This is a genomic window from Mesobacillus jeotgali (genome assembly GCF_900166585.1).
Lineage (GTDB): Bacteria > Bacillota > Bacilli > Bacillales > Cytobacillaceae > Mesobacillus > Mesobacillus jeotgali_A.
In genome coordinates, this window is the sequence record NZ_FVZC01000009.1 from 709,613 (window position 1) to 728,628 (window position 19,016).

17 protein-coding genes are annotated in these 19,016 nt (G+C 41.8%); 16 read left to right on the top strand and 1 reads right to left on the bottom strand.

Translation table 11 applies throughout. From position 1 onward, the window contains the following. The first annotated feature begins 119 nt into the window (after nt 1–119). The 9 genes from rny to B5X77_RS13545 all read left to right on the top strand — a co-directional run bounded on the left by rny (nt 120) and on the right by B5X77_RS13545 (nt 10,456). A complete protein-coding gene (gene rny, locus B5X77_RS13505; RefSeq protein WP_079508504.1) occupies nt 120–1,682 on the top strand; it encodes a ribonuclease Y in 1,563 nt (520 codons plus the stop codon). Between the two features lie 131 nt (nt 1,683–1,813). Continuing rightward, the gene (locus B5X77_RS13510; RefSeq protein ID WP_079508505.1) at nt 1,814–2,611 is read left to right on the top strand and encodes a TIGR00282 family metallophosphoesterase; all 798 of its coding nucleotides are present in this window, start codon (nt 1,814–1,816) and stop codon (nt 2,609–2,611) included. Nucleotides 2,612–3,058: 447 nt separating this feature from the next. After that, complete coding sequence (gene spoVS / locus B5X77_RS13515; RefSeq protein WP_079508506.1) at nt 3,059–3,319, top strand: stage V sporulation protein SpoVS; 261 nt, start codon at nt 3,059–3,061, stop codon at nt 3,317–3,319. 99 nt (nt 3,320–3,418) lie between these two features. Beyond that, complete coding sequence (locus B5X77_RS13520) at nt 3,419–4,381, top strand: dipeptidase (RefSeq protein ID WP_176167314.1); 963 nt, start codon at nt 3,419–3,421, stop codon at nt 4,379–4,381. A gap of 287 nt (nt 4,382–4,668) precedes the next feature. Then, the gene (locus B5X77_RS13525; protein WP_079508508.1) at nt 4,669–6,402 is read left to right on the top strand and encodes a 2-oxoacid:acceptor oxidoreductase subunit alpha; all 1,734 of its coding nucleotides are present in this window, start codon (nt 4,669–4,671) and stop codon (nt 6,400–6,402) included. Nucleotide 6,403: 1 nt separating this feature from the next. Next, on the top strand, nt 6,404–7,270 hold the full coding sequence (locus B5X77_RS13530; RefSeq protein ID WP_079508509.1) for a 2-oxoacid:ferredoxin oxidoreductase subunit beta: 867 nt from the start codon (nt 6,404–6,406) through the stop codon (nt 7,268–7,270). 332 nt (nt 7,271–7,602) lie between these two features. Next, the gene (miaB, locus tag B5X77_RS13535; protein ID WP_079508510.1) at nt 7,603–9,147 is read left to right on the top strand and encodes a tRNA (N6-isopentenyl adenosine(37)-C2)-methylthiotransferase MiaB; all 1,545 of its coding nucleotides are present in this window, start codon (nt 7,603–7,605) and stop codon (nt 9,145–9,147) included. A gap of 1 nt (nt 9,148) precedes the next feature. Further along, entirely contained in the window at nt 9,149–9,586 is a 438-nt protein-coding gene (locus B5X77_RS13540; RefSeq protein ID WP_079508511.1) for a YlbF/YmcA family competence regulator, read from the top strand. 327 nt (nt 9,587–9,913) lie between these two features. After that, nucleotides 9,914–10,456, top strand: a complete 543-nt coding sequence (locus B5X77_RS13545; RefSeq protein WP_079508512.1) for an outer spore coat protein CotE — start codon at nt 9,914–9,916, stop codon at nt 10,454–10,456. Nucleotides 10,457–10,720: 264 nt separating this feature from the next. Here B5X77_RS13545 and B5X77_RS13555 read toward each other — a convergent pair whose 3' ends face one another. After that, nucleotides 10,721–11,632 carry an indolepyruvate ferredoxin oxidoreductase subunit alpha gene (locus B5X77_RS13555; protein ID WP_079508514.1) on the bottom strand — a complete coding sequence of 304 codons (912 nt, stop codon included), beginning with the start codon at nt 11,630–11,632 and terminating at the stop codon, nt 10,721–10,723. A gap of 318 nt (nt 11,633–11,950) precedes the next feature. Here B5X77_RS13555 and B5X77_RS13560 point away from each other — a divergent pair, with 318 nt between their 5' ends. The 7 genes from B5X77_RS13560 (at nt 11,951) to B5X77_RS13590 (ending at nt 18,927) form a co-directional block, all read left to right on the top strand. Next, nucleotides 11,951–12,568 carry a TorD/DmsD family molecular chaperone gene (locus tag B5X77_RS13560; protein WP_079508515.1) on the top strand — a complete coding sequence of 206 codons (618 nt, stop codon included), beginning with the start codon at nt 11,951–11,953 and terminating at the stop codon, nt 12,566–12,568. 132 nt (nt 12,569–12,700) lie between these two features. Further along, a complete protein-coding gene (locus B5X77_RS13565; protein ID WP_079508516.1) occupies nt 12,701–14,896 on the top strand; it encodes a molybdopterin-containing oxidoreductase family protein in 2,196 nt (731 codons plus the stop codon). Continuing rightward, nucleotides 14,896–15,432, top strand: a complete 537-nt coding sequence (locus B5X77_RS13570; RefSeq protein ID WP_079508517.1) for a 4Fe-4S dicluster domain-containing protein — start codon at nt 14,896–14,898, stop codon at nt 15,430–15,432. Before B5X77_RS13565 ends, B5X77_RS13570 begins: the two co-directional genes overlap by 1 nt. Before the next feature lie 5 nt (nt 15,433–15,437). Then, nucleotides 15,438–16,334, top strand: coding sequence for an NrfD/PsrC family molybdoenzyme membrane anchor subunit (nrfD, locus tag B5X77_RS13575; RefSeq protein ID WP_079508518.1), 897 nt, complete (start codon nt 15,438–15,440; stop codon nt 16,332–16,334). An 859-nt stretch (nt 16,335–17,193) separates the two neighbouring features. Further along, complete coding sequence (locus B5X77_RS13580) at nt 17,194–17,649, top strand: NUDIX domain-containing protein (RefSeq protein WP_079508519.1); 456 nt, start codon at nt 17,194–17,196, stop codon at nt 17,647–17,649. Between the two features lie 345 nt (nt 17,650–17,994). Then, entirely contained in the window at nt 17,995–18,321 is a 327-nt protein-coding gene (locus B5X77_RS13585) for a hypothetical protein (protein WP_079508520.1), read from the top strand. A 102-nt stretch (nt 18,322–18,423) separates the two neighbouring features. Beyond that, nucleotides 18,424–18,927: a GNAT family N-acetyltransferase gene (locus B5X77_RS13590; RefSeq protein WP_079508521.1), complete on the top strand. Its 504-nt coding sequence runs from the start codon at nt 18,424–18,426 to the stop codon at nt 18,925–18,927. Nucleotides 18,928–19,016 lie beyond the last annotated feature (89 nt).

Consider the following 19,016-nt stretch of genomic DNA (forward strand, 5'->3'; position numbering starts at 1 on the left):
TTTTCATGGTATTAAAAACGTTTAAAAGCATTAGAGCTGTATGTTGATGCTTGTAACAATGTACATGCCGACACTTTAAAAAACGTAACACAAGTTCATAGCAAGAGGAGGTGAAAATGATGGATCCAATTATTTCAATCATCTCCATTTTGCTTGGCCTATTCGTCGGTGCAGTTGTTGGCTATTTTTATCGTAAATCCGTTGCGGAAGCAAAAATTGCAGGTGCCAAAAACGCCGCAGAACAAATTGTTGAAGATGCGAAGCGTGAAGCAGAGGCTATGAAGAAGGAAGCCCTGCTGGAGGCTAAGGATGAAAATCACAGGCTGCGTACAGAAGCAGAGCGTGAGATTCGTGAACGAAGAAATGAACTGCAAAAACAAGAAAATCGTTTATTGCAAAAAGAGGAGAATCTTGATCGTAAAGATGATTCGTTGAACAAACGTGAAAATCTTTTAGAGAAAAAAGATGACGCTCTTTCCAAAAGACAACAGCATATTGAAGAGATGGAAAGCAAAGTGGACGAGATGGTACGAAATCAGCAGGCTGAACTGGAACGCATCTCGGGCTTAACGCGTGATGAGGCTAAATCCATCATTTTGGAGCGTACTGAGCAAGAACTTGCTCACGACATTGCACTAATGATTAAGGAAAACGAAAACAGGGCGAAAGAAGAATCCGATAAGAAAGCGAAAGAAGTACTTTCACTAGCCATTCAAAGGTGTGCGGCTGATCATGTCGCAGAAACGACTGTATCGGTTGTGAACCTTCCGAATGATGAAATGAAAGGCAGGATTATCGGACGTGAGGGACGGAATATCCGCACCCTGGAAACGTTGACGGGAATTGACCTCATAATTGATGATACTCCGGAAGCGGTTATCCTATCCGGATTTGATCCAATCAGACGTGAAACAGCCCGTTTAGCTCTTGAAAAGCTTGTCCAGGATGGACGTATTCACCCGGCTCGAATTGAGGAAATGGTTGAGAAAGCAAGACGTGAAGTAGATGAACATATTCGTGAGGTTGGGGAACAGACTACCTTCGAAGTGGGAGTACACGGGCTTCATCCAGACCTTATCAAAATTCTTGGCCGTTTGAAGTATCGTACAAGCTACGGACAGAATGTACTAAAACATTCTATGGAAGTAGCCCAATTGTCCGGATTGCTTGCTGCTGAGCTAGGTGAAGATGAAACATTGGCCCGCCGTGCAGGACTCCTGCATGATATCGGAAAGGCGATTGACCATGAAGTAGAAGGCAGCCACGTTGAAATCGGCGTTGAGCTGGGTACGAAATACAAGGAACATCCTGTTGTCATCAACAGTATTGCTTCCCACCATGGTGATACTGAGCCAACTTCGATCATCGCAGTACTTGTTGCAGCCGCTGACGCTTTATCAGCTGCAAGGCCAGGTGCCCGCAGCGAAGCGCTTGAAAACTATATCCGCCGTCTTGAAAGGCTGGAAGAGATTTCAGAATCCTATGAGGGAGTCGAGAAATCATTTGCCATTCAGGCGGGCAGGGAAATCAGGATCATGGTTAGACCTGATCAAATCGATGACTTGCAGGCACACCGCCTCGCTCGTGATATCCGCAAGAAAATCGAGGAAGAGCTCGATTATCCAGGACATATCAAAGTTACAGTCATTCGTGAAACTCGTGCAGTTGAATACGCGAAATAAAGCGGTGCTTAAGCGCCGCTTTTATTTTTTGTCCTTTTTCGAAAATGACTTTGTACATAGTTTTCATCTGAAATCTATAGTGTGATACAATTTTACTAATCAATTTAATCTTAGACAGGAATGTGAATGCAATGAGGATTTTATTTGTAGGAGATGTAGTAGGTTCCCCGGGTCGTGATATGGTAACGGAATACCTGCCAAAGTTAAAGGGGAAATTTCGGCCGACAGTTACAATCATAAATGGTGAGAATGCTGCGAGCGGAAAAGGGATCACCGAAAAGATTTATCGACAGTTTCTTGAGCAGGGTGCACAGGCTGTAACCCTAGGCAACCATGCATGGGATAATCGTGAAATTTTTGAATTCATCGATGGAGCTAAATATTTGGTCAGGCCTGCTAATTTTCCTGAAGAAGTTCCTGGAAAAGGGATTGTTTATCTAAAAATCAACCAGGAAGAGCTGGCAATTATCAATTTACAGGGCCGCACCTTCTTAACGCCAATAGATTGCCCATTTAAAAAAGCGGATGAATTGATTGAGGAAGCCCAAAAGCGCACTTCCCTCATTTTTGTGGATTTTCATGCAGAGGCAACTAGCGAAAAGCAGGCTATGGGCTGGTACCTTGATGGGAGGGTTTCCGCTGTAGTCGGTACGCATACTCATGTACAGACAGCAGATGACAGAATACTGCCCTCTGGTACGGCATATTTGACCGATGTAGGCATGACTGGCCCGTATGATGGGATATTAGGAGTGGAAAAAGAAGCGGTGCTTAGAAGGTTCATGACAAGCCTTCCTACACGTTTCGAAGTAGCCAAGGATGGAAGGAACCAGCTTTCAGCAGTATTAATAGATTTGGATAAGAAGACTGGCAAAGCAGTAAAAATCCAAAAAGTCCTGATTAATGATGACCACCCCTTTTATGAATGAAGCTTCATAAAATAGGCTACAACCATAGAGACTGCAGACAAGCTAATTTCAGCTTATCAGCAGTCTTTTAATTTCCCTTTGGAAAGTTGGCGGGAGGAGTATGACAATCGAAAAGAGCAATTTACCCCCGATGAAATGGACCCTTATGAAGAATAGAGAAGGCCGCATAAGGGTGCTATAACCGTATGCAATAGATTCTTAATGTAAAGGGAAAAGGCCATATAAGTACACAATTAAAATTATGAAAGCTTACATTGGCTACACTGATAATGATCTTGTCCTAAAAAGAATCGAAACAATCTGCTTTACTAATCGTTATATGTCACAGTGAATTTTTTTGTGACGGTCATATCTGAGCTTCCTCCTGAATATAGTAGCAGTGGAACAGACTAACCTGGATGTCCACGCAGGGCATTCAGAACGGGATAAAATAAGGAGGAGCCAGGAATGGATATATTAAAAGTTTCAGCAAAATCTAATCCTAATTCTGTAGCTGGTGCGCTTGCTGGAGTGCTGCGCGAAAGAGGGGGCGCAGAAATTCAGGCAATTGGGGCGGGTGCATTGAATCAGGCCGTTAAGGCAGTAGCGATCGCAAGAGGGTTCGTAGCACCTAGCGGAGTTGATTTAATTTGTATCCCGGCATTTACCGATATCCTGATTGATGGCGAAGAGCGTACAGCCATCAAATTGATTGTTGAACCCCGCTAGTGGGGTAGGGCGCATAAAGCCATACACATAAGAATCCATTGATATATTACTGGCCTGTTTGCATGTGCAAGCAGGTTTCTTTTTTATTTTGTATAATTGATGCGGGGAGGAATTTATTTGAAAATCTTTGATGGACATTGTGATGTACTATATAAATTATTTATCAACCCGACACTTGATTTTTGCCAGTCAGCTGAATTGCAGGTTAACTTGGAAAGGCTAAATTCGTCAGGAACCAGAGTCCAATTGTTTGCAATTTATGTGCCGGAATCGGTTCATCCTGATTTAAAATTCGAAGCAGCTTTAAGGATGGTTGACTTGTTCTATGAAAAGGTCCTTTCGCCAAATCCTCAAATGAAGCTGGTGACAAACAGGGCGGAAATCGGGCAGCTTGCTGAAAATGAAATTGGTGCCTTACTAACTCTCGAGGGTTGTGATGCTATAGGACAGGATTTACTGAAATTGCGGACTTTGCTGCGACTTGGAGTCCGTTCGGTAGGATTGACCTGGAATTATGCGAATCATGTGGCAGACGGGGCGATGGAGGAACGGGGAGCTGGGCTTACAAAATTTGGCCGTCAGGTCGTCCAGCTGCTGAATGAAACAAAAACAGCGTGTGATGTCTCTCATCTATCAGAGCGGGGTTTCTGGGATGTTCTAGAAGTGGCAGAGAGCGTATTTGCCTCCCACTCAAACAGTTATGTGAAATGCCCGCATCCAAGGAATCTGAGGGATGATCAGATTAAAGAGCTGATCAAGCGGAATTCAGTCATTGGCATCACCTTTGTCCCGGAATTTTTATCAGGCAGAAAAGAAACAGCATCCATAGATGACGTTCTTCGCCACCTTGATCATATCTGTTCTCTAGGTGGAGAGAATCATGTTGGCTTTGGCTCGGATTTTGACGGTATAGAATTTACTGTGAAAAATCTATCAGGAAATGAACAATATGAGAATCTCTGTAATGAATTGCAAAAATATTATACTGATATACAAGTCCGTAAGTTCCTTTACGAAAACATGGCTGCCAGACTCCCGCTGCAAAGTGGCTTAGTTCAATAGTGACAGCCGATATAAATAGTTGCAGACAACGGTAAGAGTACAACATTTCTACAATATTTTAATAAATAAAAAAATATTCATATTTTCGTCAATAATTATTCTGAAAGGGTTGCTTTTTTATTCACATAGGTCTAGAATTGTAAGCGTTTAGTACCATCCATTTGCTAGATTTCTAAAGGATTCTCGAGAGATATCCGGTAATGTCTAGTGAATTACTTGGAAAAGTGCTACACTTAATAACGAAGCGTTTTTACATATTTTTTTACGTATCTAAAGGGGTGTAAGAGATGATCAATCAACTTTCATGGAAAGTTGGCGGACAGCAGGGAGAAGGAATTGAATCTACCGGGGAAATTTTCTCTATTGCATTGAACCGTCTAGGCTACTACTTGTATGGCTACCGTCACTTTTCATCACGTATCAAGGGCGGGCACACAAATAACAAGATTCGAGTAAGCACTACAGAGGTTCGATCTATTTCTGACGATTTAGATATTCTTGTAGCTTTCGACCAGGAAACGATCGATGTAAACTACAAGGAATTGCATGAGAAAGGCGTCATTTTAGCTGATGCCAAGTTTGACCCTAAGAAGCCAGAAGATACTCAAGCTGCATTGTATGCGGTTCCATTTACGGAAATGGCTACTGAACTTGGAACATCTCTTATGAAAAACATGGTCGCAATTGGTGCGACTAGTGCAATCCTGGACCTGGATATCCAGGTTTTCGAGGAAGTCGTCCAGGAAATCTTCGGACGCAAAGGTCAACAAGTTGTCGATAAAAACATGGAAGCGATTAAAGCTGGCTACGAATATACGAAGGAACAATTGTCTGGCGCTGAGACGATGCAGCTTGAAAAGGCTGATGGACAGAAACGCCTGTTCATGATCGGTAATGATGCAATCGCCATGGGTGCAGTTGCAGGAGGCTGCCGTTTTATGGCTGCTTATCCAATTACGCCTGCATCAGAAATCATGGAATATCTGATCAAGAAGCTGCCGGCTCTTGGCGGTACTGTCATTCAGACAGAAGACGAAATCGCAGCTGCAACAATGGCAATTGGCGCTAACTATGGCGGTGTCCGTGCCATTACTGCATCGGCCGGTCCTGGCCTTTCATTGAAAATGGAAGCAATCGGTCTTGCTGGAATCACTGAAACACCGCTTGTTATCGTTGATACACAGCGTGGCGGTCCATCAACAGGACTTCCTACAAAACAGGAGCAATCAGACCTTATGGCGATGATTTATGGAACCCATGGTGAAATTCCTAAGATTGTCATGGCTCCGAGTACTGTTCAGGAAGCATTCTATGATGCAGCAGAAGCATTCAACCTTGCCGAAGAGTATCAATGCCCGGTTATCGTGTTGACAGACCTTCAACTGTCACTTGGAAAGCAGACGGTTGAGCCGTTAAACTTTGAAAAAGTGGAAATCCGCCGTGGCAAGCTGGCTGCGGAAGAACTTCCTGAAATTGAAAATAAGGGCTACTTCAAGCGTTATGAAGTGACAGAAGATGGTGTTTCGCCACGTGTAATTCCAGGAATGAAAAACGGAATCCACCACGTAACAGGTGTTGAACATGATGAGACAGGAAAACCTTCAGAATCTGCAGCGAACCGTATTGCCCAGATGGATAAGCGTTTCCGCAAAATCAGTAATCTGAAGTTCGATACGCCAATCCATAAAAATGCTCCGCATGAAGAAGCTGATCTGCTGATCGTAGGTTTCAATTCTACACGAGGCGCAATCGAAGAGGCAATGGGAAGACTTGAGAAGGATGGTTTGAAAGTAAACCACGCTCATGTACGTCTGATCCACCCATTCCCTGCTGATGAAATGATGCAGCTTGTAAAATCTGCGAAGAAAGTGGCAGTTATTGAAAACAATGCGACTGGACAACTGGCAAACATCATGAAAATGAATGTCGGAGGACATGAGAAGATCCACAAGATCCTCAAGTACGACGGAAATCCATTCTTGCCGCAGGAAGTCCACACAAAATGCAAGGAGTTGTTCTAGGATGGCGACTTTTAAAGAATTTCGCAATAATGTAAAACCAAACTGGTGCCCAGGCTGCGGCGACTTCTCTGTACAAGCTGCCATGCAGCGCGCTGCTGCGAATGTAGGCCTTGAGCCCGAAGATCTGGCTGTAATCTCAGGTATTGGCTGTTCTGGCCGTATCTCTGGATATATCAATTCTTATGGCTTCCACGGAATCCATGGCCGTGCGCTTCCAATTGCACAGGGCGTTAAGATGGCGAACCGTGATTTGACTGTTATCGCTTCCGGTGGTGACGGAGACGGTTTCGCGATCGGTATGGGACATACTGTCCATGCGATCCGCCGTAACATCAATATCACTTACATTGTCATGGACAACCAGATTTATGGTCTGACAAAGGGGCAAACTTCTCCGCGTTCGGCTGCTGGATTCAAGACAAAATCAACTCCAGCAGGTTCTATTGAGCAAGCTATTTCTCCAATGGAATTGGCACTGACAGCTGGTGCTACTTTCGTGGCTCAAAGCTTCTCAACTGACCTGAAAGACCTGACTGCCCTGATCGAAGCAGGTATCAAGCATGAAGGTTTCTCGCTTATCAACGTATTCAGCCCTTGTGTAACTTACAACAAGGTAAACACATACGACTGGTTCAAAGAAAACCTTACAAAGCTAAGCGATATCGATGGTTATGATCCATTAAACCGTGAAGCAGCGATGCAGACATTGATGAAACATAACGGATTGGTTACAGGACTAATCTATCAAAATACAGAGCGCAAATCATATCAGGATCTGGTAAGCGGTTATTCTGAGACTCCGCTTTCTAAAGCAGACCTTAAGCTTGACCAGGCTCATTTTGATAAGCTGGTTGCTGAATTCATGTAACAGAATTTGCCGGATTGAATCAAAACCCCAATCATTAATAGATTGGGGTTTTATTTTTCAAGGATATTATGAATCATTGATTAAGTGACAAGTATCACTACGATAATGAAAGATTTAAGATAATATGATTAAGTTGGCTTTTTTTGCCGTGAATGCTCTATTTCCATTGCCTGCTATTGTCATCATTGATTCGAGAGTTTATACTATAATAATGTGTATATTTAATATTTTCGGGGTGGAATATACCCCTTTTGCAGGTTGAGTTTTTATACCTGGCGCTAGGTTCTGGGTTATAAACTGCCTGTACGCTTTCTAATGAAAGGAGATCTGTAATGAACGAAAACCAACGCTTGGAAGGACAGCAAGTACTAACTGGAAATTCTTCGGACAAAAAATCCAGCAAGGATTATAGCAAGTACTTTGAATCAGTATATACAGCTCCTTCTTTAAAGGATGCGAAAAAGCGCGGAAAAGAAGAAGTAAAGTACCATAAGGACTTTAACATCCCAGAAGAATTTATCGGTATGGGAGAAGGCCGTAAGTTCTATATCCGTACCTATGGATGCCAGATGAATGAACATGATACTGAGGTCATGGCTGGTATTTTCCTGGGTCTTGGTTATGAGCCTACTGACAGTGTCGAGGACGCAAATGTCATTCTCCTGAATACATGTGCAATCAGGGAAAATGCTGAAAACAAGGTGTTCGGAGAACTTGGACATTTGAAGCATTTAAAAAGGGAGAAGCCTGACCTCCTGTTGGGAGTCTGTGGCTGTATGTCCCAGGAAGAATCTGTCGTGAACAAGATTCTGAAAACCTATAACCAGGTTGATATGATTTTTGGTACGCATAATATTCATCGTCTGCCACATATCCTCCAGGAAGCGTATATGTCCAAAGAAATGGTTGTTGAAGTATGGTCAAAGGAAGGGGACGTAATAGAAAACCTTCCAAAGGTGCGCCGTGGAAATATTAAGGCATGGGTAAACATTATGTATGGCTGCGATAAATTCTGCACATACTGCATCGTTCCATACACACGAGGCAAAGAGCGAAGCCGCCGTCCTGATGATATTATCCAGGAAGTCCGTCATCTTGCAGCCCAGGGCTACCAGGAAATTACCCTCCTTGGCCAGAACGTAAACGCGTATGGAAAAGATTTTACTGATATTGAATATGGTCTTGGGGACTTGATGGACGAAATGAGGAAGATTGATATCCCTCGAATCCGTTTTACAACAAGCCATCCGCGTGACTTCGATGATCACTTGATTGAAGTCCTTGCAAAAGGCGGAAATCTCATGGACCACATCCATTTGCCGGTACAATCCGGTTCTACCGATGTATTGAAGATCATGGCACGTAAGTATACACGGGAACAATATCTAGAACTTGTGCGCAAGATCAAGGCGGCCATTCCTAATGTGACTTTAACGACAGATATTATCGTAGGGTATCCGAACGAGACAGAGGAACAATTCGAGGATACAATGTCTCTTGTTCGTGAGGTTGGCTATGAATCAGCCTATACATTCATCTACTCTCCTAGGGAAGGAACTCCGGCTGCTAAAATGCAGGATAACGTCCCTATGGAAGTGAAGAAGGAACGACTGCAGCGCCTGAATGCACTGGTGAATGAGCAATCTGCCCAGTCAATGAAGAAGTATCAGGATCAAATTGTAGAGGTACTGGTCGAAGGCGAAAGTAAAAACAATCCTGATGTACTTGCTGGATATACAAGCAAGCTTAAGCTTGTCAATTTCGTTGGACCGAAATCGGCAATCGGCAAAATCGTAAAAGTAAAAATTACAGATGCAAAAACATGGTCTTTAAACGGGGAAATGGTAGAAGAAATCGAACCAGTTGAGGTGAATTAAGTTGGCAAAATTCAATAAAGATGACATTATCGAGCGTTCAAGAGAAATCGCAAGAATGATTGCGGAAACGGAGGAAGTTGACTTTTTCAAACGTGCAGAAGCACAGATCCATGAGAATGAAAAAGTTAGAACACTTATTTCTTCTATTAAAGGTCTCCAAAAACAAGCAGTTAATTTCCAGCACTACGGAAAAACAGAAGCTTTGAAGAAGACTGAAGAAAAGATTGCTTCTTTAGAAGAGCAGCTTGACGCAATTCCAGTTGTCCAGGAATTCAAGCAATCACAGATTGATGTAAATGACTTGCTGCAACTTGTCGCAACAACTATTTCAAATGCTGTTACAGATGAAGTTGTCGCCTCAACTGGAGGAGATATTCTTCGCGGTGAAACGGGCGCTTCACTCAAAAACGGAGCAAGCTGCCACAGTCACGAACATTAATTATAAAAACAAGACACCTGTTTTTTTTAGCAGGTGTCTTTTTTATGCCCATATCACTTTTGATAAGTTTCTGAGGGCATTTTTAAATCTGAAATGTTATTTGTTTTTTTACAATACGGTTCTTTTTCCATGGTTCTTCTCATATACATTCACCTGTCATAAATACAACCGAATTCCCCATCATCTTTTATAATCGGGAACATTCAGGGCGTGTGGGCATACAATGAACTATGCCTAAGTTTTTATCAGTGGTTCTAAAATTAATCGCACACTAGTCTAATATCACGCATAGGATGAATTGAAAAAGATTGAGGAGGTTTCGCTCGCATGGGAGATTACAGAGAGATTATCACGAAAGCCGTCGTAGCGAAAGGACGTAAATTCACACAGTCCAATCATACGATCAACCCAGCGCATCATCCAAGCAGCATTCTGGGCGCTTGGGTCATAAACCATAAGTACAAGGCGAAAAAGGTAGGAAAAGTGGTTGAGGTAAACGGGTCTTACGAAGCCAACATCTGGTACTCCTACGATGACAATACAAAAACAGAAGTAGTCACGGAGAAAGTTACTTACTGCGATGTCATCAAGCTTAAATACCGTGATCCGGATTGCCTGGATGACCATGATGTCCTTGTTGAAGTTCTTCAGCAGCCTAACTGCATTGAAGCTGTCATTTCGCCAAATGGCAATAAAATCATCGTTCATGTTGAAAGGGAATTCCTGGTGGAAGTCATTGGTGAAACGAAGGTTTGTGTCGTCACTCATCCAGGCGGATGTGACTGCGATGAAGATGAGTGGGGTCATGGAATCGATGATGATGAATTTGAAGACTTGAATCCGGACTTCCTTCTTGGTGAGGAAGAATAACATCGAACTAGGAAGCTCGTACTTCCTAGTTTTTTTTATAAGTCTTATTCGGAATTTTTGTTAGTTCTATAATTATAGTATAGTCCTGCTTCTGTTTTTTAAAAGAAATCTGTTCCGAATCTTTCTGGACAAATCTTTGGAACCTTCAGATAAACGAATTGTTCTAAAAGCAGCAATGAATGCGAAAACTGCCTTATATAAAATGGCAGCAACTTCCGGTAATTGTTTATACTGTTTGGTTGCTGCCTCTTTTGCATCCATCTTTTACAGGAAGAAAGCCGGTTTTTCAGTCCTGCTGCAAATTTTACATTCTTCGGATTCGGTCCAGGAATAGAAATCAATTTTGCATTTATTGCAATAGTTCTTGACCACTTTATAACTGATTTCTGCACTCCTATGAAAATTTTGCATAATTTCTATCGAATTCTCCTTGCAAATATCAATGCAGAGACGACAACCGCTGCAATTGTGATCAGTAAGTTTCAGTGAATCCCCATCAAGGTTGAATACATCTGAAGGACAAATCTTAAAGCACGCCTCGCATAACGTACAGTCTTCTAGATTCATCTTTACTTCATAAAAAGACCAGTCCTTGTAAAAGCCTGGAATTTGAAAGCTGCGCTCATTGAATCGCCATTTAATTGGAGTCATAGAAGTAAGAATGGTCTTTTTGCTGTCATATGCAAGCTTCGTAAATAAGGCTCGCCTGGAAATCTTCGTTTGCTCCTCTTTTTCCAAAACCACATTGTTTACCAAAATCATTGGTTCAGAATTCATTTTGTTCAATAGTTCATTCGCCAGGTCGACCCGCTCCATTAAATCCTCGCTAAACAAAGGTTTATGAATAATCCGTATCCCCTTTTTATGATAATAGAGAAGCTCAACCATGGTAGGCCAAGTGGAGTCATCCTGCAGGAACAAGTAATGTTGAATGACCTTCCGCGCGGGAGATTGACCTTTGATTGCCTGAACTGGGCAGACCGTGATACAGACACCACATGTAGTGCATAGTTTTCCATTAATATTTATTTTTCCATTATCCAGATGTATTGCATCTGCCGGACATTCGTCTATACAAGCTGTACAGGAACCCATATTACTGATTCTCCTTGTACAGGCATCAGAAATCTCTTGTTCATAACTCAAGCTTTCGATCCAATTGCCAATCAGCGACATTTAAGGTCACCTCGAAATTCATAATTTCTACTCTATCATTTTACGATTAATCTATATAAAAAAAGGCGTGTTCGCCATAAATTCAAACAGATGTAAAGGATTGTTCACAATCTTTCATTCAGTTAAAGGAATAAAGGTTTAAAAATTTAGTAGTAGCCCACATTCCAGACTGCCCTTCGAAAATCCCACTCAAAATCCCTGAATAAAAACTAGGTGTATTCCTTTACATACTTACGGGGTATTTTCCACAGAATGTTTATTGTTTCACAAACTTGGTTGCCATATAGTGAAGATGTAATCGAAAGGTGGTGTATCTAGATGATTGAGATTATTGATAGGAAGGCAGCGGCAGCGAGGGTTTTTACAATTTTTGCAGACTTATATAAGCCTCCTTCTTTGGAGATTTGGAGGGAGCTGGAGCAAAAAGATTTTCTGAAAAACCTTGAGTCATTGGTCACTGACCTTTATAGTGTTGAATTTTCATTAGAGGGAATCTTGCCTGATGACTTTGGTCAGTTTTGCCGTATACATACCAAAGCAATCGGATCTGCAGAAGAAAATGCCGTTTTTCCAATTGAATCTCTTTATAAACCATGGACACAAGATGAAACTTGTACTCTTCCTTTTGCCTGCGAAAAAGGTTACTTGTTAGGTGACCCGGCAATGCATATTAATTTCATTTTAAATGAACTGCAAATAGAAATTCCCAATGAGTACCGGGGAATACCCGATCATTTATCCATTCTGCTTGAGTTGGCTGCATATTTTATCGAGAATGCTCCTGAAAAATTCAGCAAAGGATTCATCCGTGATCACTTGGATTGGCTGACTGAATTTGAAAGACAGCTTAATGTGCAATCCATCCATCCGTTTTATGAAAGGATTACTGAAATGTTGATAAAGGTAATCGAAGCAGAGCACAAATTTCATAAATAAAAAGATTTATAGCCTGAAGGTGGTGATGCTTTCTGTGAGAATAACGAACTGTTCGCTTAGAGTATTAAATCATACCAGAGACTGCCTCATTGAAGGCGGGGAAGGGTCAAAAGAAAAAGGAGGGCTAATTCAATGCTAGAAACAAAACTATCAAGGCGCGGATTCATTAAAGCTTCTGCCGCCACAGCTGCTCTTGCCTCTGCGGGCACTGTCGGTTTTAATGAATGGTCCAGGGAATATGCAAAAGCTGGTGCAAACGTTGATATCAAGGAGATTGCTAGTACATGTAATGCATGCTCAAGCAAATGTGGAATGATAGGACATATAAAGAATGGCCGTTTGTGGAAGCTTACAGGGCACCCTGATCATCCATATTCTAAAGGGAAGCTATGTGCGAGAGGGCATGGGTATGCGACGGTTGTATACTCTAAAGACAGACTGACACAGCCGTTGAAAAGAGTGGGGAAAAATGAATTCGAGCCAATTAGCTGGGACCAGGCATATAAAGAAATTGCCGAAAAATTAAACAAAATCATTAAAGAGCATGGTCCGCAGGCAGTGGCACTTACAGAAGACCCCAGGGCATCAGGAAAATTTTATTCTCCACGGTTTATACATGCTCTTGGATCGTCCAACTATTATACACACCATGTCGTTTGTTCGAATTCCAGAGATGCTGGCTTTCTTCATACAGTTGGTGAAACAGCAACCAGCGCGGACATAAGCAATGCAAAATACATCATGTTCATTGGCAGAAGCTATGGCGATGGAATACGTCCAAGTTCTGTCCAGTCTTTGGCTGCGGCCAGGGATAACGGTGCGAAGATTGTCATAGTTGATCCTCGATTAAATAACACGGGCAATCTTGCTACAGAATGGATGGCCATTCGTCCGGGAACAGACCTCGCCCTGGTGCTGGCAATGTCTCATGTTTTAATTAAGGAAAACCTGCACGATCTTGAATTTATTAAGAATTATACAGTTGGCTTTGAAGAATATGCTAAAGCTCTGACGAAGTACACTCCGCAATGGGCCGCGGGTATTACCGGGATTCCTGCAGAGGATATCACACGCATTGCCATCGATATGGGGAAAGCGAAACCGAAGGCATTGATTGAACAATCATGGAGAGGGGCGTTCGGATGTAATTATGAAAACAGTACCGAAACGGGCCGTGCCGTCGCGATGTTCAATGCTTTATTGGGAAATTACCAGCAAAAAGGCGGAAGTATTTTCGGTGGGAAGCCTTCACTTGGGAAATTGGATAAAGAGAAACATCCAAGTCCAAAAGAACCAGAAGCTCCAAAAGCGGGCAAAAAAGAATTCCCGCTGGCTTATGAAGACAACGGTGTAGCCACCATCGTAGCCAAAGAAGCTCTAGAAGGAAAAATGAAAGCAGCGATTTACTACCATTCAAATGCAGCGCTAGGCTACGGTAATCCTAAAGTGATGAAGGAAGCCTTTTCAAAAATGGATCTTGTCGTTGCGATCGATGTCCAAATGTCTGAAACGGCCCAGCTGGCGGACTATGTTCTTCCCGAAGTGACATACATTGAACGCGATGAAGTGATTGAAGGGCTGTCTGGGAAGATGCCAGGAATCGCCTTAAGGCAGCAAATGGTTGAAAAAGTACACCCGAAGACGAAGCCAATCCATGAAATCTATACAGAGTTAGCACAAGCTTGCGGCATCGGAGAATACTTCAATTTCACCCTTGATGAATTGAATGAGGCAATGCTGGCACCGACTGGCGTCACATATAAGCAGCTGAGAGAAAAAGGAACGATCATGTTTCCTGCACAGGAAATTATGATGGGTGAAATGCCAAAATTAAAAACACCGTCTGGAAAAGTTGAATTTTACAGTGAAACGTACAAAGAAGCTGGCTTTAAACCAATCGTGGAATGGGTTGAGCCAAAGGTTGCCCCTGCGGATGATTCATTCCGGCTGATCACAGGAAAACAGGCGATCCACAGCCATACTCAGACTGCAAATATACCAATTTTGATGCAGATTACGAAGGATTATGATTTAGAGAGAATCTGGATCAATCCTGTACGTGCGAAAGCTCTGGGAATCAAGGATGGCGATATGGTGGAATTGAAATCCAGTGAAGCCGCCAGCAAAATCCGCGTCAAGGTTACCGAAAGGATTCACCCAGAAGCAATTTTTGTTCCAAGCCATTATGGAATAACATCCAAGGATTTGAAGACAGGATACGGTGTCGGCTTTGGATACATGGAGCATGTGCCGTTCGATTTTGAGAAATGGAGCGGAGCAGGAAATATCCACGAAGTAATCGTGAAGGTTAGGAAGGTGAAGGGCTGATGGCACGCTATGGAATGGTAATAGACACTAGGAAATGTGTCGGCTGTTATGCATGCCGGGTAAGCTGCCAGATGCAGAATGAGCTTCCGGTGGAAGAGTCTTTTATTAAGTTTTATGAAAAAGAAACAGGTGTTTTCCCGAACGTCAAGAATGAAATCATCCCGGTTCAATGCCAGCATTGTGAGGATGCTCCCTGTGAAAGTGTATGTCCAACAAAAGCAACCTACACGACAGAAGATGGCATCGTACTCGTAGACCATGAAAAATGTATAGGGTGCAAATATTGCATGGTTGCTTGCCATTACGGGGCCAGGACGCAGGATCACAAGACAGGGGTAGTGGAAAAATGCCGCTTCTGTTCAGAACTGGTGGCGGAAGGAAAGCAGCCAGCCTGTGTCACTACTTGTATCAGCAATGCCCGGATTTTCGGCGACCTTGATGATCCGAACAGCGAAGTATCAAAAGCTATTGTGAAATTGAATGCCAAGCCTTTGAGACAGGATCTAGGCAAGGCAAAAATTTACTACGCGAGGTGATTATAATGGTTTGGGGAACAATTATCGCAGCCTATTTATTCCTGGCTGGACTGAGCGCCGGGGCGTTTTTAACTTCTTCCTATTCGGCGAGGAAATATCCTGATGCAGTTGCCCTACGCATTGTCGGCAGGCTGATCAGCCCGATTCTTATGGGAATAGGTCTTTTGCTTCTCATTGTAGATGCCGAAGCAGGTCTGAAGGATCCATTACGCTTCATCTATTTATTTACCAATTTTAATTCAGTCATGACAATCGGCACGTATTTCATCAGCTTTTTCATGATGGCTTCAGCTTATATAGCCTTAATGGAGCTGCTGAAAAAAGATATAAACAAAATCATTGAATATGTCGGCATCGTATTTGCTGTAGCAACTGCCATTTACACAGGATTCCTAATCGGTGTCATCGGTGCCGTTCCACTTTGGAACACAGCCATCTTGCCAATCCTGTTCGTTGTCTCTGCACTTTCAACAGGGATTGCCGGCACAATGCTTGGCGCAGCTGTGGTTGACAAAAAAGTCATCCATCATGTGACGTCCATTAAAAAAACCCACTTAACCTTGCTGGTTGCTGAAGTATTCCTGATATTCACGATGTTCTTGATTACATCTTCAACCAATGAATCGGCCTCACAATCGGTATCCATGCTCTTATCAGGAGAATACAGTGCTCTCTTCTGGATTGGACTGATTGCAGCAGGACTCGTCGTTCCAATTATCATCGAAGGGATGGAGCTATTCAATTTTAAGAAGCTTAATTCTGGCCGAGCTGGATTGGAGATTGCTTCAGGAGGAACATACGGTATCGCAGCAACTGTTTTGACAGAAAGTGCTGTCCTCACAGGGGGATTCATCCTTCGCTATCTCTTGTTGGCTGCAGCAGTTCCGGTGATATTTTTATAAGGCTCTTTTTTCAAACTTTGTTGCTATTGACTACAAAATAGGATGGAATTACTTAAGTTTCTTCACAATTAACGCTTAATAAGAGAAAAGAGCTTGCCAACTTAGTACCGACCTGCAAAATAGCTTTTATCACGTTAAAATCGGCTTTAGGATTTTAACAACAATCTTTACGAAAACAGCCTTTTATAAAAAGCAGCAGATAATGTCAGCGTGGAGTCTTATATAAGAATCCACGCTTTTGTTTTTAGCTGATTTAGCACCCATACTTGAAGCCCCGGTTTATATCAACCCCTATTGATTTTTGGTAAAAGTACATTGATCTATTAGCATCAGCTAATAACCATTTTCCAAGGAAACCAATCCCTCGACGATCATGAGAAAAGCTTATCTTGCCAAATAAACCTTTATTAATTTTAAGACAACATGAAAGAACCAATTATGATTAGGAAGAGTCCTTATGTTTTCAAAAGTCCTGGAATGTGCACCCGTTAAAATCTATCAATTGCTCTGTATATTAAGTAAACTTGATAGAAAATGAAATGACCATATGGACATACCGTACTATAATCTTTTTCAGTTGGACTCCCTTTTACATTAAATAGGCTTTTTTTATGACAATATATTACAATAAGAATATCGCGTTTATTCTTTAATAACCTCATGGAGAAGAATAAGACGTAAGAAGTGGAATGACGTTCAGACAAAACAATTTCCTTTGCAACACCTAGAAATGTTACTAAAACACGAAAGGTTAATGGACCATCTGTTCATTGGAGCAATCGATATAAACTCTTGAAATTAAACTAGAAGTAGAGATTGGAATACAGAAACTTATCTAATTAACTGATAGGACATGGATATGATTATATTTGGCAAAAAGGATGCTGGTGTCCAATACATATGGAGACCGGGAGTATATGGAATCATTTTTAATGACAATAAGGATCAGATCGCTTTAGTCAGTACTGATGATGGGAAGTATTTTCTTCCAGGTGGCGGCTTGGAAAATGGAGAAAGTCACGAGGAGTGCCTTGTTAGAGAAGGCAGAGAAGAAATTGGAAAGATACTCTCAATTGGTGAATGGGTAGGCAAAGCACAACGATATTTTTACTCAACAAAAGACGAACAACATTATCTGGGTGAAGGGAATTTCTATTTTACTCATATCTCCGGGGAGGTGGATGGTCCTACCGAGATAGATCACCATCTAGAATGGAAAGAATTCGACACAGCTGTCGTTAACCTTTTTCATGAGCATCAACGCTGGGCTGTCCGAAAGGCTTTGTCTATCATGAGAAACAATTTGGCACTGTAAAAATTACCATAAGCAGCCTCAATTGGGAAAATCAAATAACCCCAAATTACCTCTTTTCTTTCACACATGCTTAATGGTAATGTTAGCTTAATCACCTATTAATCAGTAATAAATTGTTTGATGAAAGCGAAAAATGGGAAAATATTTCTTAGAACAGCAAAGAATAATGAGGGTGATTATGAATACCAACTATGAATATCTGATCTTTCACGAAGAACTAAGAAAGCTAAAAAAAGATTTCCAGCGTTGTGAAGATGTTAGAATAAAAAGAACAATAGCCCAAGACATCGAACTATTGGAAAATGCACTCGAATCAATCTGAAATAATGAAGCAGGAGATTTTCTATGACTAAACAAATAACTGAACCAGAATTTCTTACTTTCTGTGAAACTGCCGAACCCATCGAGGTGGTTGAAAAAATCACAGATAATAATATCCGTGGCCTGGAGAATATTGCGCTTCGATCGATCTCAACAAGGAACAAGCTTCCAGATAATGTTGTAAACCTTCTTGTTGCTTATTTTTACAGCCATTTTGGTAATCAGGTTTACAATCGGAATGATTTGGCACGCCTCTATGATTACTGGGCATCAAAGGATGTCAGGACTATGGCGCAAGCATCCGAAATGGTCCAAGAGGATATTGAGGAAGTCCTTAAATCTCTAAAATAATCTATTTAGTTGGAACAGACTGTATTCAGTCTGTTTTTTTTGAAGGAAAAAAGGCAAACTTCCCGAAACCCTATAGTAAACAATTGAGAGCAGGGTGATTATTTGCTAAATGGATCTGTAATTAAACTCGCTGAAAACAATGATGGGCAAAAGGTGGTCCATTTTTTAAAACGAGTTGCTAAATGGCTGAAAGGTAATGGGATCAATCAATGGCGATTTCTGCTAAGTGGGGGTGACGATGATGAAATTTTAGAAGCAGTAAAGAGGAACGAAACATATATCGTTATGGACGGTGATGAGTTGGTTGCCACCTTCACGCTTTCGGGAGATCAGAGCGAATGGGACATACATATATTTGGTGAAGAAGCTGCTCACGATTCGCTCTATTTGCACAGATTTGCCATAGCCCCTGAGTTGATTGGAAGAGGACTGGGAAGGGAGTTACTGGCTTGGATTGAAAAAAGTATATACACAGAGAAATCCTTTCTAAAATTAGATTGTGTATCTAATAACAGCAAACTGAACCAATTTTATCTTGATTATGGCTTCGACTATATAGGTGAAACTGATCATCACAATAAATATCAAAAAAAAATATGCCGTTGAATCCGGACCCTTCTTGGGTCTTTTTATTTTTATAATGTTCTAAGAAGATGTCACTCAATGTTAATAAACATATCCTTTAAAGGGCAAAA

Excerpts from the sequence above, each read along its gene's own strand:
- rny (WP_079508504.1), top strand. The coding sequence starts at position 120 with ATGGATCCAATTATTTCAATCATCTCCATTTTGCTTGGCCTATTCGTC.
- B5X77_RS13510 (WP_079508505.1), top strand. The coding sequence starts at position 1,814 with ATGAGGATTTTATTTGTAGGAGATGTAGTAGGTTCCCCGGGTCGTGAT.
- spoVS (WP_079508506.1), top strand. The coding sequence starts at position 3,059 with ATGGATATATTAAAAGTTTCAGCAAAATCTAATCCTAATTCTGTAGCT.
- B5X77_RS13520 (WP_176167314.1), top strand. The coding sequence starts at position 3,419 with ATGCGGGGAGGAATTTATTTGAAAATCTTTGATGGACATTGTGATGTA.
- B5X77_RS13525 (WP_079508508.1), top strand. The coding sequence starts at position 4,669 with ATGATCAATCAACTTTCATGGAAAGTTGGCGGACAGCAGGGAGAAGGA.
- B5X77_RS13530 (WP_079508509.1), top strand. The coding sequence starts at position 6,404 with ATGGCGACTTTTAAAGAATTTCGCAATAATGTAAAACCAAACTGGTGC.
- miaB (WP_079508510.1), top strand. The coding sequence starts at position 7,603 with ATGAACGAAAACCAACGCTTGGAAGGACAGCAAGTACTAACTGGAAAT.
- B5X77_RS13545 (WP_079508512.1), top strand. The coding sequence starts at position 9,914 with ATGGGAGATTACAGAGAGATTATCACGAAAGCCGTCGTAGCGAAAGGA.
- B5X77_RS13555 (WP_079508514.1), bottom strand. The coding sequence starts at position 11,632 with ATGTCGCTGATTGGCAATTGGATCGAAAGCTTGAGTTATGAACAAGAG.
- B5X77_RS13560 (WP_079508515.1), top strand. The coding sequence starts at position 11,951 with ATGATTGAGATTATTGATAGGAAGGCAGCGGCAGCGAGGGTTTTTACA.
- B5X77_RS13565 (WP_079508516.1), top strand. The coding sequence starts at position 12,701 with ATGCTAGAAACAAAACTATCAAGGCGCGGATTCATTAAAGCTTCTGCC.
- B5X77_RS13570 (WP_079508517.1), top strand. The coding sequence starts at position 14,896 with ATGGCACGCTATGGAATGGTAATAGACACTAGGAAATGTGTCGGCTGT.
- nrfD (WP_079508518.1), top strand. The coding sequence starts at position 15,438 with ATGGTTTGGGGAACAATTATCGCAGCCTATTTATTCCTGGCTGGACTG.
- B5X77_RS13580 (WP_079508519.1), top strand. The coding sequence starts at position 17,194 with ATGATTATATTTGGCAAAAAGGATGCTGGTGTCCAATACATATGGAGA.
- B5X77_RS13585 (WP_079508520.1), top strand. The coding sequence starts at position 17,995 with ATGACTAAACAAATAACTGAACCAGAATTTCTTACTTTCTGTGAAACT.